At 56.1% G+C, this 13,662-nt stretch carries 13 protein-coding genes; 12 read left to right on the forward strand and 1 reads right to left on the reverse strand.

Annotation, left to right across the window (positions count from 1 at the left end):
- The first annotated feature begins 356 nt into the window (after positions 1 to 356).
- From CLG94_RS02200 to CLG94_RS02215, 4 genes are all read left to right on the forward strand, one after another.
- The gene (locus CLG94_RS02200; protein WP_107561270.1) at positions 357 to 3,923 is read left to right on the forward strand and encodes a ribonucleotide reductase barrel domain-containing protein; all 3,567 of its coding nucleotides are present in this window, start codon (positions 357 to 359) and stop codon (positions 3,921 to 3,923) included.
- 76 nt (positions 3,924 to 3,999) lie between these two features.
- A complete protein-coding gene (gene dcd / locus CLG94_RS02205; RefSeq protein ID WP_107561271.1) occupies positions 4,000 to 4,554 on the forward strand; it encodes a dCTP deaminase in 555 nt (184 codons plus the stop codon).
- Between the two features lie 205 nt (positions 4,555 to 4,759).
- Entirely contained in the window at positions 4,760 to 5,329 is a 570-nt protein-coding gene (locus CLG94_RS02210) for a winged helix-turn-helix domain-containing protein (protein WP_107561272.1), read from the forward strand.
- Entirely contained in the window at positions 5,319 to 5,768 is a 450-nt protein-coding gene (locus CLG94_RS02215) for a HEPN domain-containing protein (RefSeq protein WP_018129911.1), read from the forward strand. The genes CLG94_RS02210 and CLG94_RS02215 overlap by 11 nt, the downstream gene beginning before the upstream one ends.
- 170 nt (positions 5,769 to 5,938) lie before the next feature.
- On the opposite strand, the gene CLG94_RS02220 is transcribed toward CLG94_RS02215, so the two are convergent.
- Positions 5,939 to 6,163, reverse strand: coding sequence for a hypothetical protein (locus CLG94_RS02220; protein WP_107561273.1), 225 nt, complete (start codon positions 6,161 to 6,163; stop codon positions 5,939 to 5,941).
- A gap of 802 nt (positions 6,164 to 6,965) precedes the next feature.
- Between CLG94_RS02220 and lptC the strand changes: the two genes are divergently transcribed.
- The 8 genes from lptC to pgsA all read left to right on the forward strand — a co-directional run bounded on the left by lptC (position 6,966) and on the right by pgsA (position 13,638).
- Entirely contained in the window at positions 6,966 to 7,577 is a 612-nt protein-coding gene (lptC, locus tag CLG94_RS02225) for an LPS export ABC transporter periplasmic protein LptC (protein ID WP_107561318.1), read from the forward strand.
- Positions 7,574 to 8,137 carry a lipopolysaccharide transport periplasmic protein LptA gene (gene lptA / locus CLG94_RS02230; RefSeq protein WP_107561274.1) on the forward strand — a complete coding sequence of 188 codons (564 nt, stop codon included), beginning with the start codon at positions 7,574 to 7,576 and terminating at the stop codon, positions 8,135 to 8,137. The genes lptC and lptA overlap by 4 nt, the downstream gene beginning before the upstream one ends.
- A 6-nt stretch (positions 8,138 to 8,143) precedes the next feature.
- A complete protein-coding gene (gene lptB / locus CLG94_RS02235) occupies positions 8,144 to 8,869 on the forward strand; it encodes an LPS export ABC transporter ATP-binding protein (protein ID WP_107561275.1) in 726 nt (241 codons plus the stop codon).
- An 11-nt stretch (positions 8,870 to 8,880) separates the two neighbouring features.
- Positions 8,881 to 10,305, forward strand: a complete 1,425-nt coding sequence (gene rpoN / locus CLG94_RS02240; RefSeq protein WP_107561276.1) for an RNA polymerase factor sigma-54 — start codon at positions 8,881 to 8,883, stop codon at positions 10,303 to 10,305.
- A gap of 42 nt (positions 10,306 to 10,347) precedes the next feature.
- Positions 10,348 to 10,890 (forward strand): ribosome hibernation-promoting factor, HPF/YfiA family, encoded by a 543-nt coding sequence (gene hpf / locus CLG94_RS02245; RefSeq protein ID WP_107561277.1) that lies wholly within the window; start codon positions 10,348 to 10,350, stop codon positions 10,888 to 10,890.
- A gap of 183 nt (positions 10,891 to 11,073) precedes the next feature.
- Entirely contained in the window at positions 11,074 to 11,940 is an 867-nt protein-coding gene (gene rapZ, locus CLG94_RS02250) for an RNase adapter RapZ (RefSeq protein WP_107561278.1), read from the forward strand.
- Positions 11,921 to 12,838, forward strand: coding sequence for a lipoate--protein ligase family protein (locus CLG94_RS02255; protein WP_133174601.1), 918 nt, complete (start codon positions 11,921 to 11,923; stop codon positions 12,836 to 12,838). Before rapZ ends, CLG94_RS02255 begins: the two co-directional genes overlap by 20 nt.
- Before the next feature lie 215 nt (positions 12,839 to 13,053).
- Positions 13,054 to 13,638 carry a CDP-diacylglycerol--glycerol-3-phosphate 3-phosphatidyltransferase gene (gene pgsA, locus CLG94_RS02260; protein ID WP_239993085.1) on the forward strand — a complete coding sequence of 195 codons (585 nt, stop codon included), beginning with the start codon at positions 13,054 to 13,056 and terminating at the stop codon, positions 13,636 to 13,638.
- The last annotated feature ends 24 nt before the right edge of the window (positions 13,639 to 13,662 follow it).

Below are 13,662 nucleotides of genomic sequence, written 5' to 3' on the forward strand. Positions count from 1 at the left end.
TTCCAAATGCGACGCGACAATGAACTACCCCACAGCAAGCTGCGGGGTATCGTCTTCTGTTCTGGCCCGTCATTCCGTGCTTGACACGCCTGCCCCGTACTTGATACGGGGCCTGCCCCGTACTTGTGTGATACGGGGGAATCCAGTCGGGCCCTCTGGGTACCGGCTTCCGCCGGTATGACGAACTTGCGGCAACCCGCGGGGGTATCAACCCTCAATGGAATGATGGAGACCGAAAAGGTTTTGGGCGCCTTGATTCGATCCGCGCGCAACGACTAACAGCCTTCAGCCTTCAGCCTAATCACTTTGTAGTTACGTCCGAGTTGTCACAATCATCCCAGGTAGAGGAGGACACAATGTTTGGCAAGGCGAGCGAGTCAACGTTCCACGGGATTGAACAGGGGGCAGAGATGACCCAGGCGGCTGGATCGCGACCGGCGAAGACCGGACAGTGGAGTGAGTCGGCCCTCCGCGTTCTCAAAGAGCGTTACCTGATGAAGGATGAGACCGGTGTCAGAGAGACGCCCGAGGAGATGTGTTGGCGGGTGGCGGTGGCCATCGCCAAGGCCGAAGAACAGTGGGGCAGAAGTGAGACGGAAGCTCGCCAAGTCGCGGAATCGTTTTACGATGTGATGGTTGAAGGGAAGTTCCTTCCTAACTCTCCCACGATGATGAATGCCGGCAAAGAGAACGGGATGCAGTATTCGGCCTGTTTTGTGCTTCCCGTTGAAGACTCCATGGAAGGGATCTTCGAGGCGGTCAAAAGAGCGGCGATTATCCACCAGTCGGGTGGCGGGACCGGCTTTGCCTTCTCGCGCCTCAGGCCGAAGGATACGCTGGTGAAGTCAACCGGCGGTAAGGCGAGCGGTCCCATCAGCTTCCTTCGGGTCTTTAATGCCGCCACCGAGGCAGTCAAGCAGGGTGGGGCCAGGCGTGGCGCCAACATGGGTATTCTCAAGGTGGATCACCCTGACATCCTGGAGTTCATCGACTGTAAGCTGGACGGCGGGATCACTAACTTCAATATCTCCGTGGCGGCCACCGAAACGTTCATGGATGCCCTGGCGAAGGACGAGGCCTACGAGTTGGTCGATCCTCACACCAAGTCCGTCACTGGCCACCTTCAGGCTCGCGAGGTCTTTCAACGGATCGTCCAGGCGGCCTGGCGGACCGGAGATCCAGGGATGGTCTTCATCGATCGCATTAACACAAGTTCGGCCAATCCGGTCCAGCAGGATGAGCTGATCGAGGCCACGAACCCATGTGTGCCAGGGGATACGTGGATTATGACCGACGTCGGTCCACGCCAGGTCCTGGATCTGCTTGGCAAGCCGTTCCGCGCTATCGTGGATGGAGCCGGACATGCGAGCGGACTGGATGGTTTTTTCAAAACTGGTACACGTCCCTTGGTATGCCTTCGGACGGTTGAGGGCTATTCGTTGCGCCTTACGGCAGACCATCAGGTCCGGAGGGTTACTAGGCTGACCCGCTATGTGTCTGAGGCGGAATGGACCGAAGCTGGGCAACTCCGCCCTGGTGATCGAGTACTCCTCCATGATCACCGGGAGCTGACGGGATGGGCGGGGGCTTATACGGAAGGCGAGGGGTATCTCGTTGGTCTGTTAGTTGGGGACGGTACTCTGAAGAACGACAAGGCGGTTCTCTCGGTGTGGTGTCCAGAAGTCGTCGCCGTCGCAAATGGACCGTCCGAGATTGGTGAGTCAGGAGCCTCGGCCGTGATGCAGGCTGCATGGAATTATGCCCAAGCCCTTCCTCATCGGTCGGATTTCAAGGGGTGGCTGCCAGTTTCGGGTCGAACCGAGTTCCGCCTGTCGCTGGCCTATCTGAGGAATCTAGCGGGAGAACTGGGAATGGCGCCTGGCCGGAAGGATATTACCCCTACACTGGAGCAAGCCTCTTCTGCATTCTATCGGGGATTCCTTCGAGGTCTGTTTGATGCCGATGGGTCCGTCCAGGGATCGCAGGAAAAGGGAGTCAGCGTCCGCTTGTCCCAAAGTGACCGAGAACGGTTGCTGGCCACCCAGCGCATGTTGTTGCGCCTGGGCATCGTTTCCACGCTGTATGAGGGCCGCCGTCCGTCACAGGTTCGCATGCTCCCCGACCAGCGAGGAGGCCTGCGAGGGTACGCCACGGCCGAACAGCACGAGCTTGTCATCTCCGGGGATAACCTCCTGCGCTTTGCCGAGCGCGTTGGCTTCTCCGACAGTAACAAGGCCCTCAGGCTACGAACGTTGTGCTCAGCTTACCGGCGCATGGTAAACCGAGAGCGATTTACGGTCCGAGTGGTTTCTGTTACCGACGCGGGAATGGAAGATGTCTACGACGCGCAGGTCCCTGGGGTTCACGCCTTCGATGCCAACGGCCTCTACGCCCATAATTGCGGCGAGCAGCCGCTTGGTCCCAATGACGCGTGCAATCTGGGCTCGGTCAATCTAGCCAGATTTTACCTCCCCTCGATTCCGGTGGATGCCAGGGTGACGGAGCGAATCGATTGGGCTGGACTAGAGCAGGTGGTACGGACGGCAGTCCGCTTCCTGGACGACGTGATCGACGTGAATCCCTATCCGCTCCAGGATATTATCGAGGAGGTCCGAAGCAACCGGCGTATCGGCCTCGGCGTCATGGGCTGGGCCGACCTGCTGCTTGAGCTTGGCCTTCCATACGACAGCGCCGAGGCGGTCACGCTGGGTGATGAGATCATGGGCTTCATTCAGCAAATTGGCCATGATGCCTCTGAGAAGCTGGCAGAGGCGAGAGGGCCGTTTCCTCGCTGGTCACGGAGCATTTACAAGGGCAAGAAACCCCTTCGTAACTCCACCGTCACAACCATTGCGCCTACCGGAACGATCAGCATCATCGTCGGTTGCTCTTCCGGGATCGAACCGATCTTCGCTGTCGCGTTCAGCCACATTGTAGGAGACCGGCACCTGACCTTCGTGAACCCGATCTTCGAGGATGTTGCGAAGCGACGGGGCTTCTACAGCGAAGAGCTGATGCGGCGGGTGGCCGAACAGGGGACCGTTCGCGGTCTTGAAGGCGTACCGGAGGACGTTCAGCGAGTCTTCGTGACGGCCCACGAGATCGATCCCGCCTGGCACGTCAAGATGCAATCAGCCTTTCAGAAGCAGACCGATAATGGCGTCTCCAAGACGATCAACCTGTCCCACTCAGCGACGCCGGATGAGATCGCCAAGGCCTATATGATGGCGTATGAGCTTGGATGTCTCGGGATTACGGTCTTCCGCGATGGCTGTAAGGGCACCCAGGTCTTGCATCTCGGCACCGGCGCCAAGCCTGCCCTGAGCGATGCTGAAGGGCCTGCCTTGGGCGATATTGAAGTAGTGGCACAGCGGGAGGCGCCGCAAGCGATCCCAATCGTTATGAAGATGGGCCGAGAGGCAGCGCTCAAGGTCAAGCCGAGACCGCGGACCGTGAAGGGCGTCACGTACAGGGCGGAGACGCCGCTCGGAACCGCCTTCGTCACCGTCAACCAGAACGGCGAAGGTGAGCCGTTTGAGGTCTTCGCCAGCGTCGGGAAGGCCGGGAGCGATACCTCTGCGGTGTCCGAGGCAATCGGCCGACTTATCTCTATGATCCTCAGGCTGCCGTCACCGATGTCTCCCAGGGAGCGGGTCGAGCAGATCGTGAGCCAACTCTCCGGCATCGGCGGCGGTCGGCCGATGGGCTTCGGTAAGGGTCGGGTTCGGTCGTTACCGGATGCCATCGCCCAGGTCCTGTCCGAGCATATCGGTCTGACCGAGCCCGGTGTTCAAGAGATGCGGGCGGCTCTTGGCAAGGCGACCCAGAAAGTAGGCGACATGTGCCCTGACTGTGGCTCGGCAACCCTCGTCTACGAAGAAGGTTGCCAGAAGTGCTACTCTTGCGGGTTTAGCGAGTGCTAGATCGCATGGCGGATATCCGCTCAATCTTACGTGATTCGTAAAAGTGGAGACTTGATGTCTCGCAGGAGGACGTTAGATGTCGATCAAATCAGATAAGTGGATCAAGCGGATAGCGGTTGAACAGCAAATGATTGTTCCATTCGAGGCTGAGCAGGTCCGAAGCGGGGTAATCTCCTATGGTCTCTCGTCGTATGGGTACGATATCCGAGTGGCGAACGAGTTTAAAATCTTTACTAATGTCAACACGACCATCGTAGACCCAAAGAACTTCGACGAGCGGTCGTTTGTCGATTTCAAGGGCGATGTCTGCATCGTCCCGCCTAACTCCTTTGCCCTCGCCAAAACCGTCGAGCATTTCAGGATTCCTCGGAATGTACTGACAATTTGTTTGGGGAAATCGACGTATGCGCGTTGTGGTGTCATCGTGAATGTCACCCCGTTCGAGCCGGAGTGGGAGGGGTTTGCGACCCTCGAAATCAGCAATACCACACCGTTACCCGCCAAGATCTATGCCAACGAAGGGATCGCCCAAGTGATCTTTTTCGAGAGCGATGAGACGTGCCTCGTGTCGTATGCGGACAAGAAAGGGAAATACCAGGCCCAGCAAGACATCACGCTGCCTAAAATCTAGCCAAGGCCTTTCCTCATTTTATCACTCCCTTTCGGCGAAGAGGGACAGTGCGGTTCGCAAGTATCCACAATCATTCTTAGAACCAGGCGCTGTCTCTCTTGTAGCCAACGATTTCGTTATGAAAAAAGTTTGACTTTTTGTACGATTGTTGTTGACACAGGCAGAACAGTCGTTGTAAATATATCAACAACGATGAGGTGCACAGTTGTTGATCCGGTTATTTTCATCAGAAACACGGGTGAGTCTTCTCACATTTCTTTTCACTAGGTTGGATAAGCGCTTTTATGTCAGAGAGCTGGCGCGACACCTTGGACGGGATATCTCCGGGGTCAAGCGGGAGCTGGACAATCTAGAGAGGGCTGGTTTGTTGGCTAGCGAAAAGGTCGGGAATCTTCGGTACTACCGGGTAAATAAGGCGTCGCCCATTTACACCGATATCAAGGGGATCGTCGCCAAGACCACCGGCATTCATGCGAGCCTCCGAGAAGGACTCCGAAAAATTAAAGGGATCCAGACGGCTATGGTTTATGGGGTAGAGCAGCACGAGGCCGAAGAGGGCCTTGGCCCCATTCGGCTGATGGTTATTGGACGGGTTGATTTGAACGATCTTAACGATACCATCAGGGGGCTGGAGAGCCGGTTAAATCGCGAGATTAACTACCTGGTGTTCGATGAGGCAGAATATCAGCGGAGAAAGACGGAGGATGACCCGTTCCTCGTTGAAGTCCTCAAGGGCCGAAGGGTGATCCTGATCGGAACGGACGATGGCTTATGAGGAGCTTCGGGAGCGCGGCTTGGTTGAGGAGATCAGACCTGACTTCCGGCAGGTCTTGACATTGCTGACAAGGGCTATGAAAGATCTGTCGACGGCCAAGGCCAACGTGAGCATCGACAAGGAATGGGCATATACCATCGCCTACCAGGGAATGCTGGGGGCCGCTAAGGCGTTGGTGGCCGCTGAAGGGTGGCGACCAAGGGGTCGTGACCAGGCCAGAACGGTTATCGTGTTAGTGGGGGAGCTGCTGGGTGAAGAGGGGCGACCTCTGGTCAATGTTTTCGACCGGATGCGTCGCAAACGGCAGGACTTTATGGAGGAACCCCAGACCCCGATCCCACGGTATGAGGTCGAGGGGGCGCTGAAAGATGCACAGTCCCTCATTGAAAGGCTTGTGGATCTCGCCCGTGAGAAAAATCCGCAGTTAGCGTTCCTGTAGCGAAGCTGGGAATGGACCGATTGCGCTGAAGGGAGGTGAGAGACTGAATGGCGGCGAAAAAGCCTGCACCAAAAGCAGCAGTAAAGAAAGCAGCACCGAAGAAAGCAGCACCAAAGACGGCAAAAAAGTCGGGGAGGGGTTGCTAGCCCCGTTTGGCGGTGTGTGAGTCCCTAACCATGGAAGGGGGTGAGAAACTCAATGGCAGCGAAGAAGAAGGCAGCACCAAAGGCAGCAAAGGCAGCACCAAAGAAGGCAGCTAAGAAGAAATAGTAACGCTGCAAGGCCTTGGTGGCCAAAATCGATCCCGCAGAGCCGAAAAAGAAACGATTCGTTACTGGGCGGGCCGGGGAACGATCACCAGGGAAGAGTTGATCGATTGCTGTAAAGGTCAGCAATCGTCGCCCACTGCTGGGGGGCTAATCCCCCCCCCAGCCGGCATTATTCTTACATCTTATCTTAATTTTTAGCTATCAGAGGTGAATGATCGAAACGAAAGCGTGTGAAGTTGCGACGGGGGAGTTAGAAATTGTGCATCAGGATACGTGAGAAAGGAATGGTTGATCCGTAAAGGATGCCGACGGTGCTTGCTGTTTTCTCTTACCCTTGTTGGTGACTCCCGCTATAGCATCTTTTATGTGAGGGGCTTCTTTAATTTCATCCGTCTATCTATGTAGCGGGTTCTCTCCTCGCTGGGGAGGCCAAGAATCTCCCTTCTGCGTGACAGGCCTTCTCAGTGCTCCCCTCCCCATTACGAATATCCTACGTTGGTGAATTCCTCTTTCTGACCGGAGATGTGCTATGGTTATTACATAGCCGTCTACACCGATTGCGTCACAAGTAGTACTGCTTGTCGCTTTAGGCATCCACTCAGGTAAATACCCAGGTGTTTAGGCTGTAGGCTGAAGGCTGTTAGTCGTTACGTATGGACCGAATCAAGGCGCCCAGAACCTTTTCGGCCTCCATCATGCATGTTCACGTCGCATTCAGAAAACGCCTGGCTCATCTGTGCGCGTTCCTATAGTCTAAAAGCCTACAGTCTATCTACCTGAGTAGTTACCCACTCAGAGTCTGATAAACGGTCTTACTGGTGCGATGGCGAGGTTCATCTTCTTGCTTGTCGGAATTATCTCCAAGCGAAGACAAGACCGTTTCACAGTTCTTTACATCATCTCCACTTTATGGTATAGGAAGGCAGGAATGCGAGTAATCAGGCATGTATGGTTAGCGGGGATAGTTGCGGTAGCGATGGCCGCAACTTGTGCGTTTGGGCTGGGCAGCGGTGCGTCCCTGGCATTTGGGGAGGGACAACCCGGTTCGACGGCAGACGTCAAGATCACCAGGTTCCATTTAGTGGAAACGAAGGCCGGCAAGACGCTCTGGGAGGTTTGGGGCGACCGCGGTGAGGTCTTTCAGAAGCAAGACGTTGCGAAGGTGATGAAGATCTCCAATCCGGTAACTATCGTGATCTATTCTGAGGAAGGCAAACTAACGGTCCGAGCGGATAGCGCCACGCTGAACACCCGGACGAAAGATATCCATATGGAGCATAACGTTACGGCGATCTCGGAGCAGGGCAATAGCCTGCAAACCCAGTCCTTGGACTGGTTGGCCAAGGCTCGTCGGTTGTCCACTCGGTCGCCTGTTACGTTGATAAGGGGCGGGCTGACGAGTAGTGGAGTGGGACTGGAGGCAGATGCCGATCTTGAACGTGCGAGATTCTTGAGTCGTGTGAGGTCGCATATGATTCCCGGGGGTGCCGAGCTGGCGACTAAGGCCCCTTCTAGCTCGCGAAGCGGAGGAACTCGATGAATCGCCGCAGTTGGGTTGCCACAGTCATTGTGATAGTGAATCTCGTCTTGCCGGTTGGTTCCGGGCGTGCCCAGGAACGGCAGAAAGGAAAGAGCCCAATTACGATTACCTCTGACCGCTTGGAGGTGAATCGGAAGCTCCATTCTGCGATCTACACAGGGAACGTGATGGCTGATGACAAGGATAAGGATCTGGTCGTCCTCTCTGACAAGATGGAGTTCCTCTTCGATGAGAAGATGGAACGAATCGAAAAGGGGGTAGCTACCGGCAATGTCAGGATCACCAACGGGGCGAAAAAGGCTACTGGCGACCAGCTCGAGTTATTTCGCGATGAAGACATGGCAGTCCTTACGGGAGATCCCAGGGTCTGGCAAGATAACGACCTGATCACCGGAACGAAGATTACCATTTTCTTGAAGGAGGATAGGGCAATCGCTGAAGGTGGTCCCTCAAAACGCGTGACGGCGATTCTCTACCCCAAGTCTGAGGGGGCGGAGCAGCCGAAGTCGGCGGAGCCTGCCAAGGCTGACAAACCGACAGCGCCGAAGGGGGGTTCCTGAGTCGGGATGGAGCGGACCCTTCGGGCAGACAACCTCGTCAAGGCGTTCAAGGGTCGAACGGTCGTGGATGGTATCAGTATCGGTCTCGAAGCCGGGGAGGTTGTGGGCCTGCTTGGGCCCAATGGCGCCGGGAAGACGACGACCTTCTACATGGTCCTTGGATTGCTGAAGCCGGATCGTGGCCGGGTCATGTTGAATGGGGAAGATGTCACTGATCTTCCCGTGTACAAACGGGCCCGCAAGGGCTTAGGGTTTCTCCCGCAGGAGCCCTCGATCTTTCGCAAACTGACAGTGGAACAGAACGTGATGGCTATCCTCGAGATCCTGGACCTGTCAGAAGAAGAGCGACGGCAACGGCTCGACAGCCTCCTTCAGGAGTTGGATCTCACCCACCTTGCCAAAAGTAAGGCCTACACGCTATCAGGCGGCGAACGTCGTCGAGCGGAGATCACCCGATCCCTGGTAACTTCCCCAGATTTCATACTGCTGGATGAGCCGTTTGCGGGAATTGACCCTATTGCGATAGCCGATATCCAGGCCATCATTGCCAGGCTCAAAGTGAAGGGAGTTGGGGTCTTGATCACCGATCACAATGTGCGTGAGACATTGAAGATCGTAGATCGCGCGTATCTGATCCACGAAGGCAAGGTATTGGTCTCCGGCACCGCCAACGAGCTAGCATCCGACGAGCGGGCCAGGGAGATCTACCTGGGCGAACGGTTTAGTCTGTAAGGGTGAACGCTATGGCGTTTGAAGCGAAGCTCAGTCTGCGACAGATGCAGAAGATGGTCATGACGCCGATGCTCCAGCAGGCGATCAACCTCTTGCAGCTATCGCGGATGGAGATGCTTCAGGCTGTACGGCAGGAGGTGGAGGCGAATCCGGTCCTGGAAGAGATGATAGAGGAAACGGAGGAACTGGACGATCTATCAGCGTTGAAGTCCGTTGCTGAGGAGCCGACGGCCGAGCGCAATGGGGAAGGGCAGACCGAAGAAATCGATTGGGAGAGTTATCTTCAGGACGGCGCAGACTATCGTCCATCTATCCAATACGAGTCGGTGGATCGCTTCGAGCGCGAGAGCTTACTTACCAAGCCGGGTACCCTCCAAGACCATCTGCTCTTTCAGCTTCACCTGACCGTCATTGATCAGGATCTTGTCAGGCTGGGCGGCCTCATCATCGGAGAGTTAGACGACAACGGATACCTTCGCAGCAGCATCGATGGGCTGGCGTCGCTGGCCGGCGTTTCCTTGGAGGCGATGGAATCGGCCCTTCGAGTTATCCAGGGTTTCGATCCTGCCGGGGTGGGCGCGCGCGATCTTCAGGAATGCCTGCTCGTGCAGCTTCGGATGCGACCGGAGGAGCATGCGGTAGCAGAGGCCATTGTCAGCGGCCACCTCCATGACGTGGAGCGCCACCGATTCGGGAAAATTACGGCTGCGCTTGGGGTCTCGCTCCGAGAGGTGCAAGGGGCGGTAGCGCTTATTGCCTCCTTGGAACCCAAACCAGGAAAGAACTACAGCAGTGAGGAGCCTCAATACATTACGGCCGATGTGTATATTCTCAAGCTTGATGGACAATTGGTGGTAACGCTGAATGAAGACGGTCTCCCACGCCTTCGAGTCAGTCGATATTACCGGGAGATCATGTCCAAGCAAGCGCCCACTTCACGCGAGGCTCGGGGTTACGTCGAAGAGAAGATGCGCTCCGCCCTGTGGTTTATCCGGAGCATTGAACAGCGGAAACGGACGCTTGTAAAAGTAGCCGAAAGTCTGGTGAAATATCAGAGGGATTTCTTCGAGCACGGGATCTCCCGCCTCAAGCCCCTGACGCTTCGCGAAGTGGCCGATGACATCTCGATGCATGAGTCCACCGTCAGTCGAGTGACTACGAGTAAGTATGTCCAGACCCCGCAGGGACTGTTCGGGCTGAAATACTTTTTCCACTGTGGTGTTCCATCAACCGTTGGTGAAGCCGTCTCTTCTCGTAAGGTAAAAGACATGGTTCACCGATACTTGACGAAAGAAGACTCGCGCAAGCCGCTGAGCGATCAGAAGATCGTGGAGATGCTGGCGAGAGTGCACGGGGTCGAGATCGCCCGTCGAACCGTGGCCAAGTATCGTGGTCAGCTCAAGATCCCCTCATCCAATCAACGTCGCTACGTGTAATTCGGTACAGAGGCATCTCATTCTTTGTCGAGGAGTCAACTGATGCAGATTACCATTACTACTCGCAATCTCGAGAACACCGAAGCACTCAAACGTTACGCAGAGGAGAAGATCGCTCGCCTGCAGAAGTTCGTGGATCAGATTACCTCAGTCCATATCGTCCTCTCAGTCGAGAAGCATCGACAGATCGCGGAGGTTACGCTCCACGTACGAGACCATACTATCCGTGGAGAAGAATCGAGCGCTGATCTGTATTCCGCCATCGACCTTGTGGCTGACAAGGTTGAACGCCAGATCCTTCGCTACAAGGAGAAGGTTGTGGATCACTCCGGTCGAGGCATAAGCCGGTTGCGGTCCAGGGAAGAGCTGGCGGCTACGGAGGCTGAGTCCTTTATGGAGGATGGTCCCAGCATCGTTAAGACCAAAAGCTTCGCCATCAAACCGCTCTCTCCTGATGAGGCCGCCGTCCATATGGACCTGTTAAGCCACAATTTCTTTGTGTTCCGAAATGCCCAGACGCAGGAGGTCAACGTCCTCTATCGAAGGCGTGATGGGGATTACGGCTTGATCGAACCCACGAATTAAGCGCCCGTAGATGCTATCGTCAGGCGTGAGGGGTTAGGCGTGAGGAGAAGTTCGTTTCACGCCTTACGATTCACGTTTCACGAATATGTTCGCTGATAGCTAAGCGCCCGTAGATGCTATCGTCAGGCGTGAGAGGTTAGGCGTGAGGATTCGTCGTATAGCGAATATGAAGGGCGCAATGCGGTGAAGCCGACTGAGCTTGTGATTATCACCGGTATGTCCGGGGCCGGTAAGAGTCAGGCGAACAAGTGCTTGGAAGATATCGGCTTTTTTTGTATCGATAACCTGCCGACACCCTTAATCCCCACCTTCGTTCGGCTCTGCACGCAATCAGACCATGCCATTGAACGGGTTGCCCTTGTTATCGACGTTCGGGGGGGCGAGTTCGTTGATCCGCTGTTCGACATCCTGGGGATACTTCGGGCTGAAGGGCATGCCGTCAAGATCGTATTCCTGGACGCAAGTAATGAGGTGCTTGTGCGGCGCTTTAGCGAGAGCCGACGCCCGCACCCTCTCGCGGCTGGAAAGTCGGCTCTGGCCGGGATCGTGGCGGAGCGACAGATACTGACTCGCCTTCTGGACGAGGCGGATCTCATTATCGAGACGAGTACCCTGACTATTCATGACCTGAAACGGTTCCTCTCTCAGGCATTCGTGGTGGAGCGGCCCACAGCCAAGATCAGCCTCTCCCTGGTCTCTTTTGGCTATAAACATGGACTGCCGTTTGACGCCGATCTGGTCTTTGATACTCGATTCCTACCCAGCCCTCATTTTATCGATGACCTGCGGCCGCTGACCGGCCTTGATTCACAGATCGGCGAGTTTATCATGCGAGCTTCAGCGGCCAAGCCTTACCTTGAGCGTCTGATGGATTTGCTTGACTTTGTGACCCCTCTCTGCGAGGAGGAAGGTCGCGCCTATCTGACTATCGCACTTGGCTGTACCGGTGGCCACCACCGTTCGGTCTTTTTAGCGGAACAGCTTGCCGGCCATTTGCGAGAGTGCGGCTATCTGGTCAACGTCAGACACCGTGACATCGAAAGGGCCTGAGCATGCACTCATCCTGTGCCGGGATACGGGTAAGCGTGTAGGCGACGCAGGATGCCTCGACTCGGATCTCAAGGGGCGAAATCGGGCCGATCGGTGCATGGGGATGCCCGCAGCAGGCCGACTTCTGAGGATGGGTGGCTCTGGTGGTCCCACCAACATGGGGATTGACGAAGCGCTCGCCACCTTGTGTAGAGATGTTGCGACCCTACGCTTTTACGCATGGGAGGCTCCGACACTTTCCATCGGTTACTCTCAGCGGAGTAGCGACATCGACCCTGCGGCCTGTCGCAAATCCACGGTGCATCTGGTGCGCCGTCCTACAGGCGGTAGAGCCGTACTGCACCAGCAAGATCTGACCTACAGCCTGATCCTTCCCCTGCGCCCACCCTGGACGAAGATCTCGATCGCAGAGAGTTACCACCAGATAAACGTGTGCCTGCTGCGGGGTCTTGAAACGCTGGGCCTGAAGGTGCGGGTTGGGAGCCGCCCGAGACAGGTTAACGGAGCGCTGTCCCCATTCTGCTTCCCAGCCATCTCGCAAGATGAGGTCTTGGTGGGCAGGAAAAAGGTGATCGGCTCAGCGCAGCGGCGATTTCCCACGGCACTTCTTCAACAGGGAAGCATTCTGTTGGATTTCGACCCTGCCGGTATTCTTGATCTCCTACGCCCATCCGATCGGGCCGCCGCCGCAGGTGCTTTCGAGACAGTGGGTTCACTGCGGGAGGCGCTGGGGTGGCTTCCTGATCGTCTGGAGGTAGAGACGGCGATTAGAAACGGATTTTCCGAGGAGATGGGGATCGAATTCGTGGAAGGTGAGCTTCGGCCAGAGGAGTTCCGGCTATCCGTAGAGTTAGCCGCCACACGCTATGGCTCAGAGGACTGGACCTTTCGTCGCTGATATTATATTGGATCGACCTTGACAGCCTCCTTAAGCCTTTGCTACGGTATCGCTATAAGGTCGTATCCGTATCTGTAGGCGCGTATGCTCTACATGGGAGCGGGTAGTGAGCAGTGAAAAGGCGAAGGCCATCCAGGGGGCGATGGCGCTGACCCTGTCGGCTCCGCAGGAAGAGAAGAGTGATTGAGCACGGGAGACGCGATCAAGAAGGGTCGATGGAATTCGCGCGAGATTTTAAAGGGCGAAGAGCTCTCATGAACCTGCCCAACAAGATCACGCTGGGCAGGATCTTCTTAGTTCCCTTCATCATCGTCTTCCTGGTTGTGGGGGAGAAGGTCCCCAATTATACTGCTGGCGCTATCTTTCTAGCTGCGGTCCTGACCGACTGGCTGGATGGCCAGATTGCTCGCAACACCCGGCAGGTGACCACGCTGGGCAAGTTGCTTGATCCGATCGCCGACAAGCTGCTCATCTCCACTGCTCTCATCGCGCTGGTGCAGGTGGGGCGCGCGCCGGCATGGATGGTCGTTCTGATCGTGGGCCGTGAGCTGGCTATCACCGGGCTCAGAACGATCGCTGCCTCACAGAGCGTCATCATCCATGCAAGCGACTTTGGAAAGTACAAGATGCTCACAGAGGTGGCGGCGGTGAGCTTCCTGATCCTCGACTGGCCACCGGAGTGGGGTTTCATTGCCATTCCCTCCCTGGGGGTTCTTTGTCTGTGGGGAGCGATTGCGTTGAGCATCGTCTCGGGCATCGACTATTTCTTGAAGTTCTGGAAAGTTATCGACCTGAGCTGATAAACCTTCTCATCTCTGGAGGGC

Origin of the sequence: Candidatus Methylomirabilis limnetica (assembly GCF_003044035.1) — a bacterium.
Lineage (GTDB): Bacteria > Methylomirabilota > Methylomirabilia > Methylomirabilales > Methylomirabilaceae > Methylomirabilis > Methylomirabilis limnetica.

Coding starts and splice junctions, on each gene's coding strand:
- dcd (WP_107561271.1), top strand. CDS start 4,000: ATGTCGATCAAATCAGATAAGTGGATCAAGCGGATAGCGGTTGAACAG.
- lptA (WP_107561274.1), top strand. CDS start 7,574: ATGAATCGCCGCAGTTGGGTTGCCACAGTCATTGTGATAGTGAATCTC.
- CLG94_RS02215 (WP_018129911.1), top strand. CDS start 5,319: ATGGCTTATGAGGAGCTTCGGGAGCGCGGCTTGGTTGAGGAGATCAGA.
- lptB (WP_107561275.1), top strand. CDS start 8,144: ATGGAGCGGACCCTTCGGGCAGACAACCTCGTCAAGGCGTTCAAGGGT.
- pgsA (WP_239993085.1), top strand. CDS start 13,054: ATGGAATTCGCGCGAGATTTTAAAGGGCGAAGAGCTCTCATGAACCTG.
- hpf (WP_107561277.1), top strand. CDS start 10,348: ATGCAGATTACCATTACTACTCGCAATCTCGAGAACACCGAAGCACTC.
- CLG94_RS02200 (WP_107561270.1), top strand. CDS start 357: ATGTTTGGCAAGGCGAGCGAGTCAACGTTCCACGGGATTGAACAGGGG.
- rpoN (WP_107561276.1), top strand. CDS start 8,881: ATGGCGTTTGAAGCGAAGCTCAGTCTGCGACAGATGCAGAAGATGGTC.
- lptC (WP_107561318.1), top strand. CDS start 6,966: ATGCGAGTAATCAGGCATGTATGGTTAGCGGGGATAGTTGCGGTAGCG.